The sequence below is a fragment of the Cytobacillus gottheilii genome, from assembly GCF_900166665.1.
Lineage (GTDB): Bacteria > Bacillota > Bacilli > Bacillales > Cytobacillaceae > Cytobacillus > Cytobacillus gottheilii_A.
On record NZ_LT800494.1, the window covers coordinates 4,411,609 to 4,432,461 of the forward strand.

The 20,853-nt window shown below is 39.4% G+C and carries 20 protein-coding genes and 1 riboswitch; of the genes, 7 read left to right on the forward strand and 13 right to left on the reverse strand.

Features of this window, described 5'->3' with window-relative positions:
- Positions 1-151: 151 nt before the first annotated feature.
- A complete protein-coding gene (locus tag B7E07_RS21610) occupies positions 152-1,603 on the reverse strand; it encodes an IS1182 family transposase (protein ID WP_080843532.1) in 1,452 nt (483 codons plus the stop codon).
- A gap of 573 nt (positions 1,604-2,176) precedes the next feature.
- Between B7E07_RS21610 and B7E07_RS21615 the strand changes: the two genes are divergently transcribed.
- The gene (locus B7E07_RS21615; protein WP_080848843.1) at positions 2,177-3,751 is read left to right on the forward strand and encodes a Vga family ABC-F type ribosomal protection protein; all 1,575 of its coding nucleotides are present in this window, start codon (positions 2,177-2,179) and stop codon (positions 3,749-3,751) included.
- A 711-nt stretch (positions 3,752-4,462) separates the two neighbouring features.
- Positions 4,463-6,202 carry an adenine deaminase gene (gene ade, locus B7E07_RS21620; protein ID WP_080848844.1) on the forward strand — a complete coding sequence of 580 codons (1,740 nt, stop codon included), beginning with the start codon at positions 4,463-4,465 and terminating at the stop codon, positions 6,200-6,202.
- 103 nt (positions 6,203-6,305) lie between these two features.
- Here the strand turns inward: ade and B7E07_RS21625 are convergent, their stop codons facing one another.
- Both B7E07_RS21625 and B7E07_RS21635 read right to left on the reverse strand, forming a co-directional pair.
- Entirely contained in the window at positions 6,306-7,181 is an 876-nt protein-coding gene (locus B7E07_RS21625) for a cation diffusion facilitator family transporter (RefSeq protein ID WP_080849332.1), read from the reverse strand.
- 253 nt (positions 7,182-7,434) lie between these two features.
- Entirely contained in the window at positions 7,435-8,217 is a 783-nt protein-coding gene (locus B7E07_RS21635) for a nucleotidyltransferase domain-containing protein (protein ID WP_080848846.1), read from the reverse strand.
- A gap of 123 nt (positions 8,218-8,340) precedes the next feature.
- On the opposite strand from B7E07_RS21635, the gene B7E07_RS21640 reads away from it, so the two are divergent.
- Positions 8,341-8,763 (forward strand): DUF1801 domain-containing protein, encoded by a 423-nt coding sequence (locus B7E07_RS21640; protein ID WP_080848847.1) that lies wholly within the window; start codon positions 8,341-8,343, stop codon positions 8,761-8,763.
- A gap of 174 nt (positions 8,764-8,937) precedes the next feature.
- Here the strand turns inward: B7E07_RS21640 and B7E07_RS21645 are convergent, their stop codons facing one another.
- The 6 genes from B7E07_RS21645 to B7E07_RS21670 all read right to left on the reverse strand — a co-directional run bounded on the left by B7E07_RS21645 (position 8,938) and on the right by B7E07_RS21670 (position 15,762).
- Positions 8,938-9,882, reverse strand: a complete 945-nt coding sequence (locus B7E07_RS21645) for an AEC family transporter (protein ID WP_257391515.1) — start codon at positions 9,880-9,882, stop codon at positions 8,938-8,940.
- A 179-nt stretch (positions 9,883-10,061) separates the two neighbouring features.
- Positions 10,062-11,099, reverse strand: coding sequence for a Gfo/Idh/MocA family protein (locus tag B7E07_RS21650; RefSeq protein ID WP_080848848.1), 1,038 nt, complete (start codon positions 11,097-11,099; stop codon positions 10,062-10,064).
- Between the two features lie 12 nt (positions 11,100-11,111).
- The gene (locus tag B7E07_RS21655; protein WP_257391516.1) at positions 11,112-12,095 is read right to left on the reverse strand and encodes an ABC transporter permease; all 984 of its coding nucleotides are present in this window, start codon (positions 12,093-12,095) and stop codon (positions 11,112-11,114) included.
- Complete coding sequence (locus tag B7E07_RS21660) at positions 12,088-13,602, reverse strand: sugar ABC transporter ATP-binding protein (protein ID WP_080848850.1); 1,515 nt, start codon at positions 13,600-13,602, stop codon at positions 12,088-12,090. The genes B7E07_RS21655 and B7E07_RS21660 overlap by 8 nt, the downstream gene beginning before the upstream one ends.
- 72 nt (positions 13,603-13,674) lie before the next feature.
- Positions 13,675-14,658, reverse strand: a complete 984-nt coding sequence (locus B7E07_RS21665) for a substrate-binding domain-containing protein (protein ID WP_373886063.1) — start codon at positions 14,656-14,658, stop codon at positions 13,675-13,677.
- Positions 14,659-14,772: 114 nt separating this feature from the next.
- The gene (locus tag B7E07_RS21670; protein ID WP_080848852.1) at positions 14,773-15,762 is read right to left on the reverse strand and encodes a LacI family DNA-binding transcriptional regulator; all 990 of its coding nucleotides are present in this window, start codon (positions 15,760-15,762) and stop codon (positions 14,773-14,775) included.
- 204 nt (positions 15,763-15,966) lie between these two features.
- Between B7E07_RS21670 and B7E07_RS21675 the strand changes: the two genes are divergently transcribed.
- Positions 15,967-16,935, forward strand: a complete 969-nt coding sequence (locus tag B7E07_RS21675) for a sugar phosphate isomerase/epimerase family protein (protein WP_080848853.1) — start codon at positions 15,967-15,969, stop codon at positions 16,933-16,935.
- A 165-nt stretch (positions 16,936-17,100) separates the two neighbouring features.
- Entirely contained in the window at positions 17,101-17,388 is a 288-nt protein-coding gene (locus B7E07_RS23860; RefSeq protein ID WP_176215264.1) for a hypothetical protein, read from the forward strand.
- Here B7E07_RS23860 and B7E07_RS25290 read toward each other — a convergent pair.
- A complete protein-coding gene (locus tag B7E07_RS25290; protein ID WP_080848855.1) occupies positions 17,274-17,573 on the reverse strand; it encodes a Parvovirus coat protein VP1-like protein in 300 nt (99 codons plus the stop codon). The genes B7E07_RS23860 and B7E07_RS25290 overlap by 115 nt on opposite strands.
- A gap of 168 nt (positions 17,574-17,741) precedes the next feature.
- Between B7E07_RS25290 and B7E07_RS21690 the strand changes: the two genes are divergently transcribed.
- Together B7E07_RS21690 and B7E07_RS21695 are read left to right on the forward strand one after the other, a co-directional pair.
- On the forward strand, positions 17,742-18,221 hold the full coding sequence (locus tag B7E07_RS21690) for a DinB family protein (RefSeq protein WP_306807575.1): 480 nt from the start codon (positions 17,742-17,744) through the stop codon (positions 18,219-18,221).
- 95 nt (positions 18,222-18,316) lie between these two features.
- Positions 18,317-18,715, forward strand: coding sequence for a hypothetical protein (locus B7E07_RS21695; RefSeq protein ID WP_139785685.1), 399 nt, complete (start codon positions 18,317-18,319; stop codon positions 18,713-18,715).
- A 55-nt stretch (positions 18,716-18,770) separates the two neighbouring features.
- On the opposite strand, the gene B7E07_RS21700 is transcribed toward B7E07_RS21695, so the two are convergent.
- The 3 genes from B7E07_RS21700 to B7E07_RS21710 all read right to left on the reverse strand — a co-directional run bounded on the left by B7E07_RS21700 (position 18,771) and on the right by B7E07_RS21710 (position 20,572).
- Complete coding sequence (locus B7E07_RS21700) at positions 18,771-19,568, reverse strand: alpha/beta hydrolase family protein (RefSeq protein ID WP_080848858.1); 798 nt, start codon at positions 19,566-19,568, stop codon at positions 18,771-18,773.
- A gap of 181 nt (positions 19,569-19,749) precedes the next feature.
- A riboswitch (SAM riboswitch) is annotated at positions 19,750-19,857 on the reverse strand.
- A gap of 113 nt (positions 19,858-19,970) precedes the next feature.
- Positions 19,971-20,366: a hypothetical protein gene (locus B7E07_RS21705; RefSeq protein ID WP_080848859.1), complete on the reverse strand. Its 396-nt coding sequence runs from the start codon at positions 20,364-20,366 to the stop codon at positions 19,971-19,973.
- Complete coding sequence (locus B7E07_RS21710) at positions 20,363-20,572, reverse strand: helix-turn-helix transcriptional regulator (RefSeq protein WP_080848860.1); 210 nt, start codon at positions 20,570-20,572, stop codon at positions 20,363-20,365. The genes B7E07_RS21705 and B7E07_RS21710 overlap by 4 nt, the downstream gene beginning before the upstream one ends.
- Between the last annotated feature and the right edge of the window lie 281 nt (positions 20,573-20,853).

Here is a 20,853-nt window from a genome sequence, read left to right on the forward strand (position 1 = left end):
CGAGGGCACTGATTTTCTTAAGGTTTTTCGTTTTTCTTTAACCTGGTAAAATCTTATAAAGATAAAAAAGCCAATTTCTGTCTATTATTAGAAAGAAATTGGCTTTATTTTTGTCTGAATCCCTTAATTTTGGACTATGTTGTCCATTTTCTTACTTTATTAACTTTAGAATTCGTTTTATATTTACCGCAAATATGGTGGTTGCCCCTTGAATTTGCATGCCAAATAAACCCGAGGATTTCGCTGTTTCATACTCGTGTGCATGTTTTAATTCGCTATTCTTAGCCTCAATCTTATATCGATTTCGAGATAGCTCTTTAAATTTAACCGTCTTTTGAAATGCTTCCTGATCTTTATGCTCTGTCGATTTTATTGTGACAGAATAGGATTTTGTTTTCGCTCCTTTTTTATAACAGCCCTCTTGTAAGGGACAAGTGTTGCATTTATTCGTATCAAATAAATATTTAATTCTTGGATTTCGATCTTGACCTTTTCTTTCTTCAAATTTCTTTTGGATCGCCAAATGGCCAGCCTTACACACATATATTCCTGCATCTTTATTAAACGTGAATTCGTCCTCTTTTTTTCGCGTACCATGCGTTACATGTGGATGCAATTTTGAAACAAGTTCCAAATTTTCTTCTTTTATATAACGAATATTTTCTTTCTCAGAATAGGCCGTATCTCCAATAACCGTTTTAATTTCCATTCCTGTTTTGATGCTTTTTTCAACTAATTCTTGAAGATATTTTCCATCACTTTTCTCTCCAGTTGTGATCACCGCTGCCGTAATAATCCGTTCGTTAGCCATTGCCAAATGTGTTTTGTATCCAAAAAAAGAGGAGTCTGCCGATTTATGTCCTACTTTGGCATCTGGATCCATGGAAAAACTCAACTGTTCTGTACAATCCTCAACGACTTCTTTTAATACATTTAACTTTTCTTTCACCGCAGGTAATTCTGAAATTCTTGGCTCTGATTCGATGGCGGTAATAAGATCTTCGCAGTACTGTAATTCATCTTCAACACTATTCGTTGTTGTTTTGGCCGGTAAATTCTCTTTCATCGATTCATCGATTTGGTAGACAGACCGACGTACATTCTTTGATTTTTCCTGTAAAAATTCTTTAACGGACTTTTGATTATAACGGGATTTTGTGTGAGTTGAGTCAACAATAATCGTTTTACTTTTAATGATGTCTTTCTCTAATGCGATTTCAACACTTTTATTTATAAGCATATCTAATAAATCCACATCTTTTAGACGAAGCCTACGAAACTTCGTTAGGGAACTGGGGTCAATAACAGGATCTTCTGGCGCCATTTCAAGGAAGTATTTAAAGGACATATCATACTTTGATCGTTCGACCACATCTACATCTGATAAATTAAAAATGGATTTAAGCAAGAGATATTTGAACATACGGATCGGGTGAACGGCATTACGACCGTTATCTAGACAGTACTTTGATTCTAACTCTTCTAGAATAAAGCTGAAGTCCACAAGATCATTGATTTGACGAAGCATATTATCTTGTGGAACAACAAGATCGTATATCTGTAAATAGGGGCTGAAACTAAGGGATTGTTGGTTGGAGATCATTTTATATACCACCTGCGATAAGTTAATACCTCTATTATAAAACAAAAAGCCAGTGAAACAGTAAATGTTTCACTGACTTAAATGGACTTTTTCAGTGCCCTCAGCTTAGGCGACGAGGAGGCTCAGCACCCGCCCCGCCGGAAAGCGAGCACCCTGAAGTGGCAATCATCATACTTTATCTCAAAACAACAAAGATTGTTAAAAAAGTTAAATATAATCATGTTAACATTTTAATAGAAAACGTGAAGAAAAGGTTTTCAAGTTTGCCCATTGACAATTAATATCCATTCCCGTATTGTTAAATTAATTAAAAACGGAAGGGTGAACCTGCTGACATGAAGTTATAATCCTATTTTTCGAAAACATGTTTATAAGGCTATACGGATACACGAGCATATTTGCTCTATTCTGTGCTGCCTTTAAACAACGTTTTCAGAATAGGATTGGCTTGATTCGGCAAACGTTAGGAAAAAGGGAGCAGTCTCTTTTTTTACGTACACCTGTGCCTCCTATTCTGAATCCGGATAGGAGGCTTTTTTGTCTCCTCCATTATGAAGGAATGGGGATGATAAAATGAAATTGATTGAAGCAAAGTCTTTAAAGGTTTTTATTAAAGATAGATTAATTATCGATGTTGAACACCTGCAAGTTTACAGCAAAGAAAGGATCGGGATTGTTGGTAAAAATGGGAGCGGCAAAACCACACTACTAGAGGTATTAGCGGAAAAGCGCAAACCAGATAGCGGAAATATCCATTTGCTTACCTCCCCTGTTCTTCTGCCGCAGATCAAAAAAACAGATACAACGAAAAGCGGCGGCGAAGTGACACAAGATTATATTAAAGCTGCCATGCTGCAGAATCCTGAACTCCTGCTTGCAGATGAACCGACAACCAATCTGGATACCTCACATGTGGAGTGGCTTGAGAAAATACTGAGGAATTGGCAAGGTGCCTTTTTGATCGTCTCTCATGACCGCGCCTTTCTTGATGCCCTTTGCACAACCATTTGGGAAGTAAACGAAGGGAAAATCAAAGAATATAAAGGGAACTACTCTGACTATGTACAGCAAAAAGAGCTGGAAAGACTTGAGCATGAACGAGATTATGAGAAATATATACAGAAAAAACACCAGCTCGAACAGGCGTTAGAGGATAAATTGAAGCGTGCCGATAGAGCAACAAAGAAACCTAAAAATGTAAGTCTTTCGGAAGCAAGCATTACAGGAGCAAAGCCTTATTTCGCTAAGAAGCAGAAAAAAATGCAAAAGACTGCAAAATCCATCGAAACACGATTGGAGAAGCTTGAAACAGTAGAAAAATTAAAAGAACAGATCCCAATCAGAATGGTATTGCCTAATGAGCGTTCTTTTAAAAATAAAATCATTATTCGTGCTGAAAACATCGAGGGAGCTTTTGCTTCTCGCACACTCTGGTCGACAAAAAGCTTTCATATTAAGGGCGGAGATAAAGTCGCTATCATTGGAGCCAACGGTGCAGGCAAAACAACCCTCTTGAAAAAGCTGATTAATGGCAGTGATGGGATCACCATCTCTCCAGCAGCTAAAATAGGCTATTTCAGTCAAAATTTAGATGTGCTCGATTTAAATCAATCCATTTTGGAGAACGTTAAGTCGACCTCCGTTCAAGATGAAACCTTTGTCCGGACAGTTTTGGCTCGCCTTCACTTTTACAGAGATGATGTATATAAATTGGCCGGTGTGCTGAGCGGCGGAGAGCGTGTAAAGGTTGCATTAGCCAAATCGTTCGTCAGTAACATGAATACATTTATTTTAGACGAACCGACTAACTACCTTGATATTGACGCTGTGGAAGCACTTGAGTCACTATTAAGCGAATTTGAGGGCACAGTGATCTTCGTCTCACATGACCGCCGGTTTATTTCAAAGGTTGCACATAGAATATTTGACATAAAAAATGGCAGCCTAATCATCTTCGATGGCGATTATACTAGTTATACAAACGACAAACCGAAGAAATCAAGAGACACGTCCAACGATCAGTTGCTCGTCCTTGAAACAAAAATATCTGAGATATTATCTCGACTAAGTATTGAACCATCACCTGAGCTTGATGCAGAATTCCAAAGACTTGTAACAGAAAAAAGAAAGCTAGAAAATAGAAATTAATGTGTTAGAGGCTGGGACATAAGTATTTAACACAACCACAGAACCGGGTGATTAGGAAGTGAATCTTTCTAATCACCTGGTTTTTTATTTGTTTTTAACATTTAATATTACTAAATAAGAGTGAAATGGAGCGGAGGATCCTCGACTCCTGTGGGCAATAGAGGAAAGGATGAGACCCCACAGGAGCGGCGCGCGACGAGGAGGCTCAGCTTCCTCCCCACGGAAAGCGAGGGTCCGTAGCGCAGGTGGAACGGACTTGTTTAAATACCCAAATCAAGATATTGAATATTTTACAAATAGTATTTTCGTTTTGTCCCACCCTCTTTTTTGTTTATAAAATATTTTGAGTGATTAGTGTACAACTCTCATACCCTTATAAATTATTATTCAAAGTTTATGAAAACAGCCTAAAATGAATGAACTTTCTCCGTTTCATGATATAGTAGTAAAAATATCGTGTGATGAAACATAACATATACTTGAGACAAGCTTTGGACTGGTTGTAAAGTCTGTCACAGAAATGTACAGCCGTGAATCTATCTACTTTCTTACAACGGTTATTTTTCATCAGCCAGCAACGCTATAAGAAAATGATTATACGGTAATCTCATACTTATTTTAAGGGAAATATGTCTTAATTCAGCTTTATATGATCTAAAGGCACCGACTAGAGCACTCTGCTCTATCATTCTTATAAGGAGGATTACATTTATGGATAAAGTTCAAAAAAGAATTGCCGTAGGTGCTGGAAAAGAGCCAGCTGATACAGTCATTAAAAATGCACGTATTGTCAATGTATTTAGCGGAGAGATCATCTCAGGAGATGTAGCCATTGTTGATGGGTTTTTTGCAGGTGTCGGCGGCGAATATCAGGCAGAGAACATCTTGGATGCACAAAATAAATACCTTAGTCCTGCCTTTATTGATGGTCATGTACATATAGAATCGTCTATGGTCACACCGGTTGAATTCGCAAAGATCCAGCTTTTGCACGGAGTGACAGGTGTCATTTGCGATCCTCATGAAATTGCCAATGTTTCTGGAAAAGCCGGTGTTCAATATATGCTCGACACTGCCATGAATATCCCTTTCGACTGCCACTTCATGCTGCCTTCCTGCGTTCCAGCTACTCCTTTTGAAAATACAGGTGCTGAGCTCACTGCAGAGGACTTACTTCCTTTTTATGATCATCCAAAAGTGCTGGGACTGGCAGAAGTTATGAATTACCCAGGTGTTTTAAATGCAGACGAAGGATTACTGAAAAAAATAACGGATGCCCGTCGTCTCCACCGAAAAATAGACGGTCATGCGGCAGGGCTAACAGGAAACCAGCTTGATGTATACATGGCTGCAGGAATTACGACCGATCATGAATGCACAACAGCAGAAGAAGCCCTCGAGAGGCTTCGTAAGGGAATGTATGTCATGATTCGGGAAGGAACTGCAGCGAAAGAACTGAAAGAAGTTATTAAAGCAGTCAACACACGTAACTCCCGCCGCTTTCTATTTGTAACAGATGATAGACATTTGGATGATGTAATTGCAGAAGGCGGCATTGACCATCTTGTTCGAATGGCAATAGCAGAAGGAGTGGATTCAGTTACAGCGATTCAAATGGCTTCTTTAAATGCAGCTGAATGCTTTGGCCTTGAAGGCTATGGAGCCATCGCAGCCGGCTATAACGCTGATTTTATCCTGACAGACAACCTGACAGACCTGCCTATTTCAGCTGTGTATAAAAATGGTGTTTGTGTGGCTGATCAAGGAAAGCTTGTCAATTTCCCAGATGATACGACAACACTTATACCACCGCCAGAATTATTAGATTCTGTTAAACTGCCAGCTTTAAAAACAGAAGATTTCCAAATCCATCTTGATGGTCATTTAGCGAACGTTATTGAAATCATTCCAAACAGCATTCTTACAAAGCATTTAATCACAGAGGTTGAAACCATTTCATCCTTGTTTGTTCCTTCCCCTCATAAAGGTCTCTTAAAGCTAGCGGTCATTGAAAGACATCATCAAACAGGAAATATAGGACTTGGAATTATCAAGGGGCTTGGTCTAGAAAAAGGAGCCATTGCTACAACCGTCAGTCACGATTCCCACAACCTGATGATTGCAGGTACTTCTGACGAAGACATGCTTTTTGCAGCTAAAGTGATTGGCGAGATGCAGGGTGGTTTAGCAGTAGTGTGTGACGGAAAAGTATTAGCAAAACTTGAACTGCCAATTTCAGGATTACTATCACAAGGATCCTATGAAGAGGTAAATGAACAGCTGCTTCAGATCAACAAATCCCTTGAAATCATTGGCTGCCAGCAGCATTTCAATCCGTTCCTGACGTTAAGCTTTCTTGCATTGCCGGTCATCCCTGAGATCAAGCTGACTGATAAAGGCTTGTTTCATGTTCGTTCCTTTCAGCATATGAACGTTTCAGCAAGCCATTAGAATGCATAATAAGTAAGATTGTTTAACGAAAAATTAGGGATATCCAGTCTCCTTTCAAAGGCTGACTGGATATCCCTTTCTTTTGACAGATATGGAATGTCCCCTATGTCGGAAGCGGTTCAACATGGACGTGTACATCGTAGACATCAAATTCGTCGATCAATTTGTGTTCAACTGTTGTAGATATATCATGGGCACGCCCAATGTCCAGATGAGATTTAACAAATATGACAATATCGACAACTGTATTATTTCCATAGTTTCTCGCTCGAATATTTTTAACTGCTTCTACACCATTGACTTGCATAATCAATTCTTTATACTCGTTTACCTCATTTTCATCAAAGCCATCTGTCAGCTGATGTGAAGCATCCCTGAAAATTTCCCATGCTGTTTTACAAATAAGGAAACCAACAATAAAAGCGGTAACCGGATCTAACCATGCCAAGCCAAATTGAGCGCCGATAATTCCGACAGCTGTTCCTATACTGACCCATGCATCAGAAATATTATCCTTTGAAGCCGCCATGACAGCTTGACTATCAATTTCTCTAGCCAGCTTTTTATTATACCGATAGACAAAGTACATCACAGCAGCACTGAAAATCCCTGTCCATGCAGCAATCATATCTGGCGTTTCATTTTTTCCCTCTAATAGTGAAGTTCCAGCACCGATAAGAACTTGTATTCCGACCGTAATCATAATAAAGGAAGCTGTTAAGGAAGCAATATTCTCAGCCTTCCAATGACCATAGGCATGATTTTTATCGGCAGGTTTTCTAGAAATTCGCAATCCGATTAAGACAGCTATGGAGGCAATGATGTCGGTTGCGTTATTCAAGCCGTCTGCTTTTAACGCCTCAGAACCAGCAATAACCCCGACAATCAACTTTAAAGAAGACAGGACCAAATAAGCGGCAATACTGATCATTGCCCCTTTCTCTCCTCTTTTTAAGTTTTGATATTTTTTTTCATTCATCATCGGTATCCTCCAATCCATATGCCTATTTGCAGCATAGCAGACGGTATTTGAATGGGTCTTGAACAACCTTTTTACCCTCTCCTGCAAATGTAAGGAAAGGAGAAGATCCGTTGACCCAGGAAAAACAGCCAGAATTGTATAGATAAGCTAAGCTTTGCCCTTTTACTATTATCGTATGAAGAAAATAAAAAATTGCTTGACCATCTGTTTTGCTTTCCATAAGAAAATATTATTTCCATAGATGATTTTTTTACTCCTGTTGCAGCCAAGCTTTTTTCAGTGTTTTTCTAAAAATGGCATTTAGTTCATCGGTATAATCTCCATGCTTTTCTGAGCTCTTTTTTGCTTCTGTTAGAATACGTGATATCTCTTGCTTCGCATAATCACGAAATAAAAGCAGTTGCTCCTTTACTTCTCCTTGCTCTCTAGCAAGTATTTTTCGACCGATTTTATTCATATTATCCTCTAGATTCACTTCATCTAATAAGGACTGAACGTTTAGCGGCGGAAAAGAACACTTTTCTTCAATCCATTTTGCTGCCAGCAGCGGCCTAAGAACATTGATCCATCTTTTCACCTGAAAATCGCTGCCTCTTTCAGCACCTTTCATATTTCCTTCAGCCATGTTCACATAATGAAAAAGGCCAGTTTGTGGAGAAAAGATAACACCCGTCAGCTTTCTTATCGCTTTGGCAGTATCATATCTTTCAATGTAAACATCCTCTGAATACAGCCACTCCAAAAAAGAAGGATTTGATTTTCGAAACATTTTAAGTGCTTTTGTCAGATCCCAGCCAGCGAAATCCAGCTCGTTAGCAGGTGTCTGTTCAATAACATCGCGTTTTGCACCAACCCCAACCGGATCAATACTTAAATAATAGTCTGGATGGTGAACATAAACAAAGCGGACGTCATAATCACTGCTTTCTGTAGAATAGCCCCATACCCTGCTGCCGGATTCACATGCATAGATGATTTTCACGTGATATTCTGCTTCTATTTTGTTCAAATACCTTACGATTTCATTTTTCATTTTTCATTTCACTCGTTCCTTTTTCATAAGTAGATTAAATAAAGAATTTACATAATTTTTCATATAAATCTTGTCCATTTCGTTTATATTTATAATATAAGCATAAGTTGAAGGAGGATGAGTATGTACGAATTAAAAACAAAGGAAACAGATCACAGTGTCATCCAGTTTATTGAAAGTGTTGAAAGTGAGAAGAAGAAACAAGATGCCTATGAACTGCTCGATATTTTCACAGAAACGACTGGCTATGAAGCAAAAATGTGGGGAACAAGCATAATCGGATTCGGCTCGTATCACTATAAATATCCTACTGGCCATGAGGGAGATGCAGCTCTTGTCGGTTTTTCACCGCGCAAAGCAAAAATCAGCTTATATTTTGCTCCAGGCGAGAAAAAAAGAGAAGAATTATTGAAGAAGTTTGGCAAGCATACAACTGGCAAAGCATGTGTCTATATTAATAAGCTTACCGATGTGGATCGTGAAATTCTCAAGGAACTTATCAATGAATCTATTGCATTTCTTCAAGAATTATATCCGAGCAAGTAATTGCTATATATGAGGAGGCTCAGCTTCCTCCCCACGGAAAACAAGGTCGCTGCGCAGGTGGAACGGACTTGTTTAAATACCCAAGCCATGACAATGAATATTGTGTTTTGGGTATTTTAGTTTTGTCCGAGCCACTGTTTTTCTGCTGCATTCATTCCTTGCTGTTTCCAGAGGCTAATATGGAAACAGGATAGACGATAAGTACACAACAACGGAGACGGAGATTCCACTGAGCAGCGTTGTGATCAAGACCGTTTGGGCCGCTATATCCGGGTTCACGTCATATTCTAATGCCAGGGTGGCACTATTTCTAGAGGTCGGCAAAGCACTGGCGACAAGCAATGACTGCGCAATAACACCTTCTATGCCGAGCAGGAAAATGATCCCTATAGCCACTGCCGGTGATATGATCAAGCGTGTAAGACAAGTAAAAACCACTGCTAGATTAACAGCCTTTATTTTAATAAAGGCTAATTGTGCCCCAAGAATAATCAAAGCGATCGCCATAAATCCATCTGCCAAATATTGAATGGGAGTAAGGAGGAACGAAGGCGGGTTCACATCAAATCCGTTTAGGATAGCTCCCAATATAGCCGCATAAATAAGCGGAAGCTTTAAAAATGTTTTTACAATGCCCCAGCCAGACTTGGTCGCAGCAATGAGATTATAAAGTCCGTATGTATAGGTCATGATATTTTGGAAAAGAAGAACAATGATCTGAATAGAGGTACCGACCGGATTAGCGGAGAAAAGCATTTGACTGACAGGCAGTCCATAGTTACCGGAATTCATAAGACTGATCCCATTTTTCATAATGGCGGCATCATTTCGTTCAAGCTTGAGGACACGGCTCAAGCCGATGCCAATCATCATCATTGCCACTGTAAATAGCAACAAATACAGTGCAACCTCCAATAGAAGCTGCAGGTTAAAATCAGTACGATAAATATTCATGAAAATGGCTGCGGGCATTAAACCATAGGTCATTAATTGACTAAAAGACTTTAAATCAAACTTAAATTTCCTTTGTAAAAATAGCCCTAATAACAAAAGCAATAAAATGGGCGCTATGATATTTAAGAAAATTTCCACCATGACCATTCCAGGAATCACCACCATTCAGTTAGTTACCCTTGCAGTATATTCCTCCAGTGAATACTTGTAAAATATGAATTTATTATAATGTACTATTGAAATTGCTTATGAAGTGGTTTCCTGCTGGCCATCATCTACACTTTTATTTCAACAAGCTAAAAAGATCCATACCAGTTTCCCAGTATGGATGTAGTAAGATGAGATTATTCTATTGAAACAACTGTATTCGTCTCAGCAGCCTGTAAAATGGCTAAAATGACCTGCAGAGATAATAAGCCATCTTCTCCTGTGACAGGTACATGTTCATCATGCTGCAGACTTTCCAGAAAAGCATCAATGACACCGCTGGCACTTTGATTCTCATTTGTCTGTATACCTTCAATCTCGTACCTTATCTTTTCTCCTGCATGAGAAATCAGCTCCAATTGATAGGCTGGATCATGATAGATTTTCAGGATCCCTTTTTCACCGTATAAAATGGTGCTGTTATCCTCTTCTCCGTAATAAGTCCAAGAGAATGCTCCTGTACCAATGACGCCTTTCTTCGTTTTCAATGAGCATACAATATTGTCACAAACTTCAATCGGTTTGTCAGATTCGTCTTTTTTATGAAGAGCTCCCATGAATGAACTCACATCTGTAATTTGATCGTCCAGCAAATAATGAATAAGATCGATCTTATGGACGCCAAGATCACCCGCCACTCCTAAGCCAGATCGATCCTTTTTAAAGAACCAAGTGGAATTGGTTTTATTGATTCCCCAGCTTTCAGGACCGCCATGCCCAAAGGTAGTTCGGAATGTTAATACCTTTCCAAGCTTCCCGCTGCTGATAATCTCCTTTGCCTCTTGATGTGCTTTTGTAAATCGCTGATTATGAGCAATCATCAGTTTTTTCCCTGTTTCGTCTCTTGTACGTATCATATTTCTTGCTTCATTCACTTCTAGAGAAAGGGGCTTTTCGCACAATACATGCTTTCCGCTTAACAGAGCGCTTACCGTATCTTTCTCATGATTTTCATTTGAGGAGCATACACTAATTGCTTCAACACTTGGGTCTTCTAACAGATCCTCTAATGAATAGGCTGCTCTGCCCTTAAACTGTTTTGCTAATGCGTCTGCTCTTTCTGGATTTCGATCATAAAAAACAATTTCATTCACATATGGATTAGCCGCATATTCAGGTGCATGCCGATTTTTTGCAATGGATCCGCAGCCAATAATCCCCACGTTGATTCCCATTCAGCATTCCTCCTATTCTCTCTTTTGAAATACAACCGCCACAATAATTATCGCTCCTTTTACAAACCCTTGCAGGTGCGGAGAGACATTCATTAGATTCATCATATTATTTAGGATACCTAATATTAAAACCCCAAAGAAAGTACCAATGACTTTCCCGCGGCCACCCGTCATTCTTGTTCCCCCAATAATAACTGCTGCAATAGCGTCAAGCTCATATTGCATGCCAGAGCTTGAGGATGAAATAGAATTCAAACGTGATGTTTCAATGATTGCTGCCACACTCACAAGTAATCCTGCAAGACTATATACAGCGATTTTCACCCGATCTACTCTTATAGCTGAAAGCAGTGCCGCTTTTTCATTGCTTCCAAGCGCGTAAACATGACGGCCAAAGCTTGTTTTATGCATAAGCATATACACCAATACGGCCATTAAAATAAAGATAATAATTGGTACATCAATAACCCATAGTTCAGTATTGGCAATTGCTGTGAAGCCTGATACTTCACCTGAGATACTCCCGCCTTCTGCAATGTATAAAGCAATTGACCTGGCACCAGCCATCATTCCGAGCGTTGCAATAAAGGAGGCAATCTTCCCTTTCGCAACTAATAATCCATTCAAAAGACCAATAATGACGCCCGAGGCTAAAGCTGTCAGTATCCCAACTAGTATACTTCCACTGGCATTCAGCGCAAGGACTGTAAGAACGCCAACTAAAACAAGAACCGATCCTACCGATAAATCAATCCCGCCGGACAGCATAACTACTGTCATACCGAGAGCAACAATTCCAATAATAGAAACCTGCATTAATATGTTCAACTGATTATTAATATCTAAAAATCTTGGACTCACAATGGCAGCTAAAATAAAAATAATGACAAAAGCAATAATAACGCTATATTCTGACCAAATCCATGTAAGACGTGATTTTGCACTTCCCATGGCAGATTCTTGGTTTGCGGGTTCTTTTAATTCTGGATTAGCCAATCTGTTCATCCTCCCTTTTTGCTCCTGTAGCATAGCTCATGATCATATCCTCTGTGGCTCTATTTCCATTAAATGAGGATACGATTTCTCCTTGATACATAACATATATGCGCTGGCAGAGCCTAAGAATCTCAGGTGCTTCTGAGGATAAAATGATGATCGCTTTCCCCATTGCTGCTAACGCGAGAATTTGCTCATAGATCTCCTGCTTTGCTCCAACATCAATACCCTGTGTAGGATTATCGAAAATGAGGATATCAGGGTCTGCCTCCAGCCACTTTGCCAGCATTACCTTTTGCTGATTCCCTCCACTAAGTTTATCGATCGTGATATTCGGATCATGAACTTTAATATTCAGTAAATCCTTATAATGTCTGAATCGCTTTCTCTCAAGGCTTTGATCCAGCAGTCCATTTCTATTAAACTTGGATAATGATGAAAGACTCATATTATGAATAACACTTAAATCTTTGATTATGGCATTCTCTTTTCGGTTTTTTGGAACAAAACCAATTTTCGCTTTGACAGCCTTTTGCGGATGATCTATTTTTAACACTTGGCCGCGAACCTTCATTTGACCCGTGTATTTTTTTCGATAGCCAAAAATACTTTCAAACAGCTCTGTTCTTCCATCTCCGGCAAGACCCGTAAATCCTACTACTTCTCCGGCTTTTACGGAAAAATTTATATTTTTGTATAACCCTTCACTGCTTAAGTTATTTACCTCTAACAGAACAGCATCCTGACTTTCCTTGTGTTCAAACCGTTCATTCGAGATCGCCTTCCCTACCATTAGCTTTGTAATTTGATCCAGTTTAAATTCCTTTACAATTCCTGCTCCTGCAAGCTCTCCATCACGCAGCACCGTAAAACGATCACAAATCTCTTCAATCTCTTTAAGCTTATGGGAAATGTAAATGATGGAAACGCCAGTCTCCTTTAGATTACGAATAAAAGTGAACAGCCGCTCTACCTCATGATCAGCGAGTGAGGAGGTTGGTTCGTCCATGATAATCAATTCTGATTTATGAAGTAATGATTTCGCTATTTCAATAAATTGCTTATAGGAATTATCGAGTTCCCGGACATAACTTTTGGGATGAATATCCACTCCAAGCCGTCCTAAAATATCGGCAGTCTGTCTGCACATTTCCTCAACATGCAGAAAGCCAAATTTATTTTTAATCTCTGTTCCTAAAAACAAATTCTCATAAACCATTAAATCAGGGACAACATTTAATTCCTGATGGATAAAGCTGACTCCGTTTGCTTTTGATTCACGTGGATCGGACATTTTCACATCGCGTCCTTCTATTGTAATGCTTCCAGAATCAGGCTGATGAACTCCTCCTAATATATTCATAAGCGTTGATTTGCCGGCGCCATTTTCTCCAAGCAGTGCATGAACCTCGCCTTTTTGAACCTGAAGTGAAACACCTTTAAGCACCTTGACTCCATTGAAAGATTTTTTAATATTTCTCATTTCTAAGTAGACTATATTCTCCATTTCCTCACCCCTTCACTTTGACAATCGGCAAAGCAGCGGAAGGAAATGCTGTCACATTTCCTTCCACATCTATTAAAACTTTGAATCTGGATTATAGAACTCATCAGCATTATCTTTTGTAACCTGTGTAGCCTCTTTAACAACCATTGATTCTGAAGGATCTTCACCCTTTGCAATATCCCCTGCGATCACAACCGCGTCCTTCACCATTGTTGGCGAATAAAGGAATGTTGCTTTAATTAAGCCGTCCTCTTTCATATTCTCAAATACTTCCTTCGCACCGCCTGCACCAGTAACAAATTGAATATCTGTTCTGCCTGCCTCTTTAATTGCCTGAATAACACCTAAAGCCATTCCATCATCCTGCGTGAACACAGCATCAATCTCAGGATGTGCCTGAAGGATGTTCTGCATAACAGTTAGAGATTTTTCTGTGGAGAAATCACCGCTCTGTGAGGCGATCACTTCCATTCCTTCTTCACTTTCCATTGCTTCTTTAAAACCTGCTCCGCGCTGCTCAGTTACAGAACTAGGCGGTCCTGTGATTTCAACCACTTTTCCTTCTCCGCCTAACTGTTCAACAAAGTACTTTCCTGCATTTACGCCGATTCCTTCATTGTCGCCTTTCACGACTACTGTTGCCGCATCATTTTCTAATTCTCTATCCACAATGACAAGCGGAATTCCAGCATCTTTGATCTTTTGCCCAACAGGTGTTAAGGCAGCTGATTCAATCGGAAGCATGACTATAACATCTACTTCCTGAGAAATAAGGTCATCCACATCATTGGCCTGTTTATTCGGATCTGCTGCATTAGTGATCACATAATCAATGTTTTCACTTTCTTTTAGCTCTTTTGCCTGGTTTTCAGCTTCCTCAATTAGCGCTCCCATCCATCCATGTGTAGCGGAAGGAAGAGAAATCCCAATTTTCAAACTTTTTTCACCGTCAGTTTCTCCATTGCCGTCTCCACTGCCTTCTTCACTGCACGCCGCAAGAATCGTTAGTAAAAAAACAGTAAGACCAATCATTAATAAGCGTTTCAAGCGATCCACCCCTTTTTTTAGTTTTACATCATGCCACCTTTAATGTAATCGATTACATTTACATGTAAGGTCAGCGCTCTATTATCAAATCATTAATAACAGAGCGCTGATCTTAGCTGATGTCTATCCTAAAGTTGATTGGCGTATGACTAATTCATGGTCTAAAATGACATCCTCGACTTCTTGACCTTTTATTTTCGCAATGAGCATTTCAGCAGCAATGGTCCCCATTTTATACATCGGCTGTGCAACCGTTGTTAAAGTTGGATTGGTCATATTCGAAAAATCAATTTTATCAAAGCCTGCTACCGCAATATCATTTGGCACCAGCAATCCTTGGCTATTTATTTCTTTTAATGCCCCAATGGCAAGCAAATCCGATACTGCAAATACGGCAGTTGGTCGCTCTTTTAGACTCAAAAGCTTCCTCATCGCCTGCTGCCCGTGCTCAAATCCAAGCTGCTGTGTATGGATGATATACGATTCATTGAGTTCTAGTCCATGCTCAATGATTGCCCGTTTGTAACCCATCATTCTTTGTCTGGCGTACAGATACTTCTCATCTGAATTAATGATCGCAACTGCTTTATGCCCTAGTTGTATTAAATGCTTGACTGCTTGGTAAGAGGCCTTTTCGTTATCGATTGTCACATAAGGAATCCCGCTGTCTGGCGTGTACTCGCTGCATTGAATAATCGCATGTTTTTTTGCCAGAACTTTAAGCGTTTCGGTATTAACAGCAGGGTCCATTGATATAATGCCGTCAGCCATTTTTGTTCTTACCAGGTCAAAATATATATTTTCACGCTCCGGGCTAGAATCGGTCTCACAGAGCAAAATATTATAATTTGAACTGATTGCGATATGCTCAATTCCCTTAATAACCTCTGAATAAAATGGATTTGTGATCGCTGGAATTAAGATCAGCAGCATTCTGCTTTCAGAATTTCTTAAGTTTCGGCCGAGCATGCTAGGTTCATAATTTAATTGCTCAATTGCCTCCTGTACTTTAAATCTGGTTTTTGCACTGACTGTGCTTTGTCCGTTTAATACTCTCGAGACGGTTGCAACAGATACACCTGCTAGCTTTGCAACCTGCTGGATATTCGCCATATTTCTTTTGCCTACTTTCTGTATTGCTGAACTGCTTACGATGTAATCGATTTCAATTCGATGATATTACACACGGAATTATCTGTCAATACAGAAAATTAATTTCATAAAACAGTTGATTTCTCATGATTTTTTTAATAACTTAGTTTATGTAACGGATTACATTTCTTTATTTTCTGAAAATAATAATTGGAGGGGTCTATTTTGAAATTAGGTGTCTTTACAGTTTTATTCTCAAATAAATCATTTCATGACATGCTTCAATTTGTTTCTTCAAAAGGAGTTGAAGCAATTGAACTCGGCACTGGCGGTTATCCCGGAGATGCTCACTGCTCGCTTGATACATTGCTCGGTGATCGTAGTGCCCTTAAACAATTTAAACAGGATATTAACAGCCATGGTTTAATGGTGAGTGCGTTAAGCTGCCATTCAAACCACCTTCACCCGCAAAAGTCTATATCCGCCCCCGCAGATATACTGCTGAACAAAACGATGGAGCTTGCATCTGAGCTTGAAATTCCTGTTGTGAACACTTTTTCCGGCTGTCCTGGAGATCACGAGAATGCTCTCTATCCAAACTGGCCGGTAGCTCCGTGGCCTCATGATTTTCAAGAAGTCCTGAAGTGGCAATGGGAGGAGAAAATCATTCCGTATTGGAGCAAAAAAAATGAACGAGCTGAAGAGCTTGGCGTGAAAATCGGCCTCGAGCTACACGGCGGTTTCTCTGTGTACACTCCTGCGACCATGCTGAAGCTACGGGAACATTGCGGCACTGCAATTGGCGCAAACCTTGATCCCAGCCACATGTGGTGGCAAGGCATTGACCCTGTGGAGGCGATTAAGATTCTTGGCAGAGAAAATGCTATTTTCCACTTCCATGCAAAAGATACCATCTTTGATCAGCAGAATGTGAATCGAAATGGTATAACGGATATGACTGATTACAGTAAGATGCAAAACCGCTCATGGAATTTCCGTACTGTCGGATATGGGCATGACAACAAAACATGGGCCGACATGATCAGTGCTCTTCGTTTGTATGGCTATGACTATGTCGTCAGCATCGAGCATGAAGATGGGTTAATGTCCGTAGAAGAGGGCTTTTCTAAAGCAGTTGCAAATTTGAAACCGCTTTTATTCAAAGAGCCAGCAGCAGAGATGTGGTGGGCTTGATTGAAGGGCGAATTGAAAACGCACTGTAACTTTATTTATAGTTTCCTGTGTATGATTTCTTTTTAAATTGCAGAGTTCGTCAATGAAAAAAGCGATCATTTGATAAAATTAACCCTTGAAAGATCTTTTATCTCAATTTTAGAGAGATTAGCAGAGGATTTGACTATGAAAAGCGGAGGAAACTGCTTTGGAAAGCCGCTATCCGCGGATAAAAAAATATATCCGCCGTTAATTTTTTTATCCGCCAAGAACAACAAAATATCCGCCAAACTCAAAAAGGGAGCTCTTCTCCCTTTTTTGGCGCTGAAATTGGACAAGATTGGACACGATTCAAGAGACTATTCAGCCCATCGTCCGCATCTCATCGACATTCTAAATTTCATAAATCTTGATATTAATCGAGCTTTCTTCCCCTCGTCTGTACAACCATTTATTTTTGTCTCCACACATTGAATCAATACATGATCGCATCTGCAGCTATCTCCATATTCTCTTAGACACTCATCGTGCTTCTTGCAGCAGGAATCTACATAATTAATCGGCTCTCCCGGACCGCTGCATCCAGGACCACAATAGCGATAACCTCCGGACAGGCAGAAGCCAGGGCCCCTCGTCCGGCGCCTATTCTGTATTCTCATACTCTATTTCACTCCTTTCTATTATCCATACGCATCTCCACCAAAAAGGATTGGAGGAAAACCTATGAAACTTGCGGAATTTCATGATCATCGCACTAGAAGAACCAAATACCTAGAGGATTCTCGACTATAAAATAGAATAGTAAGTATTAAATAAAAGGGGGAGTTATGATGCTGTCTTTTTTTGAGTATAACTGGCAAGTTCGAAATGAATGGCTGCTCTGGTGTGAGCAGCTTTCATCAGAAGCATTGCTGCAAAAGCGAGTCGGCGGTGTCGGCAGTATTCAATATACACTGTTTCATATTATCGATGCAGAGTATAGCTGGCTGCGTGCGATCCAAAGTCAGGACGATGTGAATTTCGACTTTGACTCTTATAAAAGTTTAGATCAGATGAAAATTCTTTCTCAGCAAACATTATCTGAGAATAGGGTTTTTATGACCGCAATAGAGCCACATACATACAACCAAAAAGTTTATATTCCATGGGAAGATGAGTTTCATTCTGTATCTGATATTCTGCATCATTTAGTAGCACATGAAATTCACCATATTGGGCAGCTCTCTATTTGGGCAAGAGAAATGGGACTTACACCTATTTCTCCCGGCTATATTGGAAGGCAGTTTTCTTCTATTAGTAAACTATGAGACTTTATAAAAAAATCACTCTGACTATCCTGGTACTAGCCTTTTTAGTATTTCCCCCTAAGATATACGCTCTTGATTGCGCAATACCAGATCCCTTGCAGTCCAAACAGGAATATGAAGCTGTATTTATCGGCAAAGTGATAAGCAGTAGCCATCTGACCAAAAATACTAAACTTGAAGTTGTTCAGTCATGGAAAGGTGTAGACACTGCGAAGGTCAAAATATATGAGGATAACGATTGGGGAAACACGTATAAAGCAGGAGATAAAATTCTGGTTTTTGCTAATAAGAGTTACGGTTTCTGGAAGGTGCCTCTTTGTGCACCCATTCAGCAGAATGTTGATGAAACAGATGAAAAATGGGATGTATACGGTAAACCGTTAACATTGAAGCATTCAGCAGGACAGCTGCCTTTATATTTGGCTGTCATGACATTCTTTCTTTATTTACTAAATTACTATTTTAAGAAAAGAAAAAAGAGCGGAAGTGATTAAAAGCCCCTTTCTCACTTACCGCTTTTCCCGCTCGTTTTCTGCTGTTCTGTTCATACTAAATAACCAGTGTATGTCTCTGTCCAATCCACAACTTTGTTTCGTGTATCAGCTGTTTATATGTCGCCGCAGATGAAAACGTATGGTTCGCTCCATTGATAATTCTCTTATCACAGCAGCCCTTTTTGCGGGTCCGAAATGCATAATAATAATTGTAGCAATGATTAACGCTAATTTCTTCATCCGCTGATCCATGTATAAGAAGAACATCTCCATTAAATTTAGACACAAGTTTTAGAGGATGGTATTTTTTAAGAGATTCTATAAATTTTTTCCTTAAGGAATATCCTTGGTAATCAAATTCGCCACTTTCTTTCAATAGCCTCAGCTTTTCCTCTCCAACAATAGAAGTTATATCCTTAAATGGATGACCAACAGCACTCCATAACACAAGTCTTTTAACTCTCTGATCCTGTGAAGCGGTCAATAGAGCCACTGCCCCTCCCAGGCTATGACCTATCAGCACTAGCTGTTCCCGGTCTATATGTTTTATCTCTAGAGAATAGTTGATGACAGATTGTGTCTGGCTAATCCAATCATCAATACAGCTTTGCCCGTAATCTCCCTCACTCTCGCCGCATCCTGCATAGTCAAAGCGGACAATTACACATTTCTCCAGTGATAATTCTTTAGATGCTTTGACAAAGAGACGATTAATTCCTACCTTCGTTCCTACAAATCCATGACAAATTACGATGACGGGATATTTTTTATTTTCTTTCCCATATAAATCCGGATAATGAATCGCAGCTGCCAGTTCTCGATCTTCCCATTGAATTGAAATATGTCTTATCATTTCTTCACCTCATCAAAATGAAATTAATCTCATCGAATTAGTCAGATTTATACTGACAATTAATACTGATACGTAACATACAGCGTCCTAGGCTTTCCGGGCAGAATTCAATACTTAGCAGACACAAAAAAATCCCACCTTATGCTTTTGACAGCATAAGATGAGATTTAATTTACCGTTCTCCTTATCTGCCAAGCAAATACGCTTGTTGGAATTGGCACAGTGCTCAATTATGAGTCTGCTGCCGATGCTTCAAAGGGCCAAATCCCTCCACCTCTCTGGATAAGATTATGAAATTACATTTATTCTAATACAATTATTGTAAATAATCAATATAAATCTGCAGCCCATTTTAAGCAAGGCAAATTGAAAGCGAAATGCCCAGCAAAGTAAACTGCAGCATTATGCCTTCTTAACGATAAACGATCCAATGGCAAGAATCATGAACAAAAACAATAAATATAGACTTACTGCTCCTAGCTCAATCGTATTATGACCTAACCCAACCAATACAAGCACAACAGCCATGCTGCCAATCAAAACAAAGTAAAGTGCAATAGCATAGAAATTCTTCATGTTATTCCATGTTCTTTCATCAACTTCTGGCACATGATCTCTTTTTTTCATTGCGCGAATTTTAGCGACCGCTGCCACAAGTCCAACACCTGCTACAGCTCCTCCTATGCTTGCTGCCACAGCGCTCCATGGTAAATCTGGAATGATCCATTTGGCAATAAGGATACCAATTCCGATGCAGACAACAATAAAACCAAATGCAAAATACTGTAGATTTTTCATTTTTGGTCCTCCTCCAATGTAAATAATTCTTCAATCGGCACATCAAAATATTTAATCATTTTAAGAGCAAGCTCAAGGCTTGGATTATATTTATGCTTTTCGACTGCATTAATCGTCTGCCTCGTAATTTGCAATGCCTCTGCCATTTCAACCTGGCTAATCCCTTTTGAGAGTCTGATCTCCTTAATTCGATTGGTAACCTTCAAATGATTTCCCCGCCATCTGTGTAAAGATATCTTTACACAAAGTATATCATCTTCAATATAAAAAAGTAAAGATATCTTTACATAATTGAAAGAATCCTTGTATTTTTTGAAAATAATTCCTTGACTTATTTAAAATCCCTGGTTAATCTAACACTATATTGTTTTACAAGGTAGTTGATTATCCCTCTACCTTGAAATTACACGTTAGATACTCACTAAGTGTTTTGTTTTATGCTACACACAAAAATCCAAAAAGGAGGTAAAACGTATTAGATACCTAA

Coding starts and splice junctions, on each gene's coding strand:
- B7E07_RS21610 (WP_080843532.1), bottom strand. CDS start 1,603: ATGATCTCCAACCAACAATCCCTTAGTTTCAGCCCCTATTTACAGATA.
- B7E07_RS21615 (WP_080848843.1), top strand. CDS start 2,177: ATGAAATTGATTGAAGCAAAGTCTTTAAAGGTTTTTATTAAAGATAGA.
- ade (WP_080848844.1), top strand. CDS start 4,463: ATGGATAAAGTTCAAAAAAGAATTGCCGTAGGTGCTGGAAAAGAGCCA.
- B7E07_RS21625 (WP_080849332.1), bottom strand. CDS start 7,181: ATGAATGAAAAAAAATATCAAAACTTAAAAAGAGGAGAGAAAGGGGCA.
- B7E07_RS21635 (WP_080848846.1), bottom strand. CDS start 8,217: ATGAAAAATGAAATCGTAAGGTATTTGAACAAAATAGAAGCAGAATAT.
- B7E07_RS21640 (WP_080848847.1), top strand. CDS start 8,341: ATGTACGAATTAAAAACAAAGGAAACAGATCACAGTGTCATCCAGTTT.
- B7E07_RS21645 (WP_257391515.1), bottom strand. CDS start 9,882: ATGGTGGTGATTCCTGGAATGGTCATGGTGGAAATTTTCTTAAATATC.
- B7E07_RS21650 (WP_080848848.1), bottom strand. CDS start 11,099: ATGGGAATCAACGTGGGGATTATTGGCTGCGGATCCATTGCAAAAAAT.
- B7E07_RS21660 (WP_080848850.1), bottom strand. CDS start 13,602: ATGGAGAATATAGTCTACTTAGAAATGAGAAATATTAAAAAATCTTTC.
- B7E07_RS21670 (WP_080848852.1), bottom strand. CDS start 15,762: ATGGCGAATATCCAGCAGGTTGCAAAGCTAGCAGGTGTATCTGTTGCA.
- B7E07_RS23860 (WP_176215264.1), top strand. CDS start 17,101: ATGAAAAGCGGAGGAAACTGCTTTGGAAAGCCGCTATCCGCGGATAAA.
- B7E07_RS25290 (WP_080848855.1), bottom strand. CDS start 17,573: ATGAGAATACAGAATAGGCGCCGGACGAGGGGCCCTGGCTTCTGCCTG.
- B7E07_RS21690 (WP_306807575.1), top strand. CDS start 17,742: ATGATGCTGTCTTTTTTTGAGTATAACTGGCAAGTTCGAAATGAATGG.
- B7E07_RS21700 (WP_080848858.1), bottom strand. CDS start 19,568: ATGATAAGACATATTTCAATTCAATGGGAAGATCGAGAACTGGCAGCT.
- B7E07_RS21705 (WP_080848859.1), bottom strand. CDS start 20,366: ATGAAAAATCTACAGTATTTTGCATTTGGTTTTATTGTTGTCTGCATC.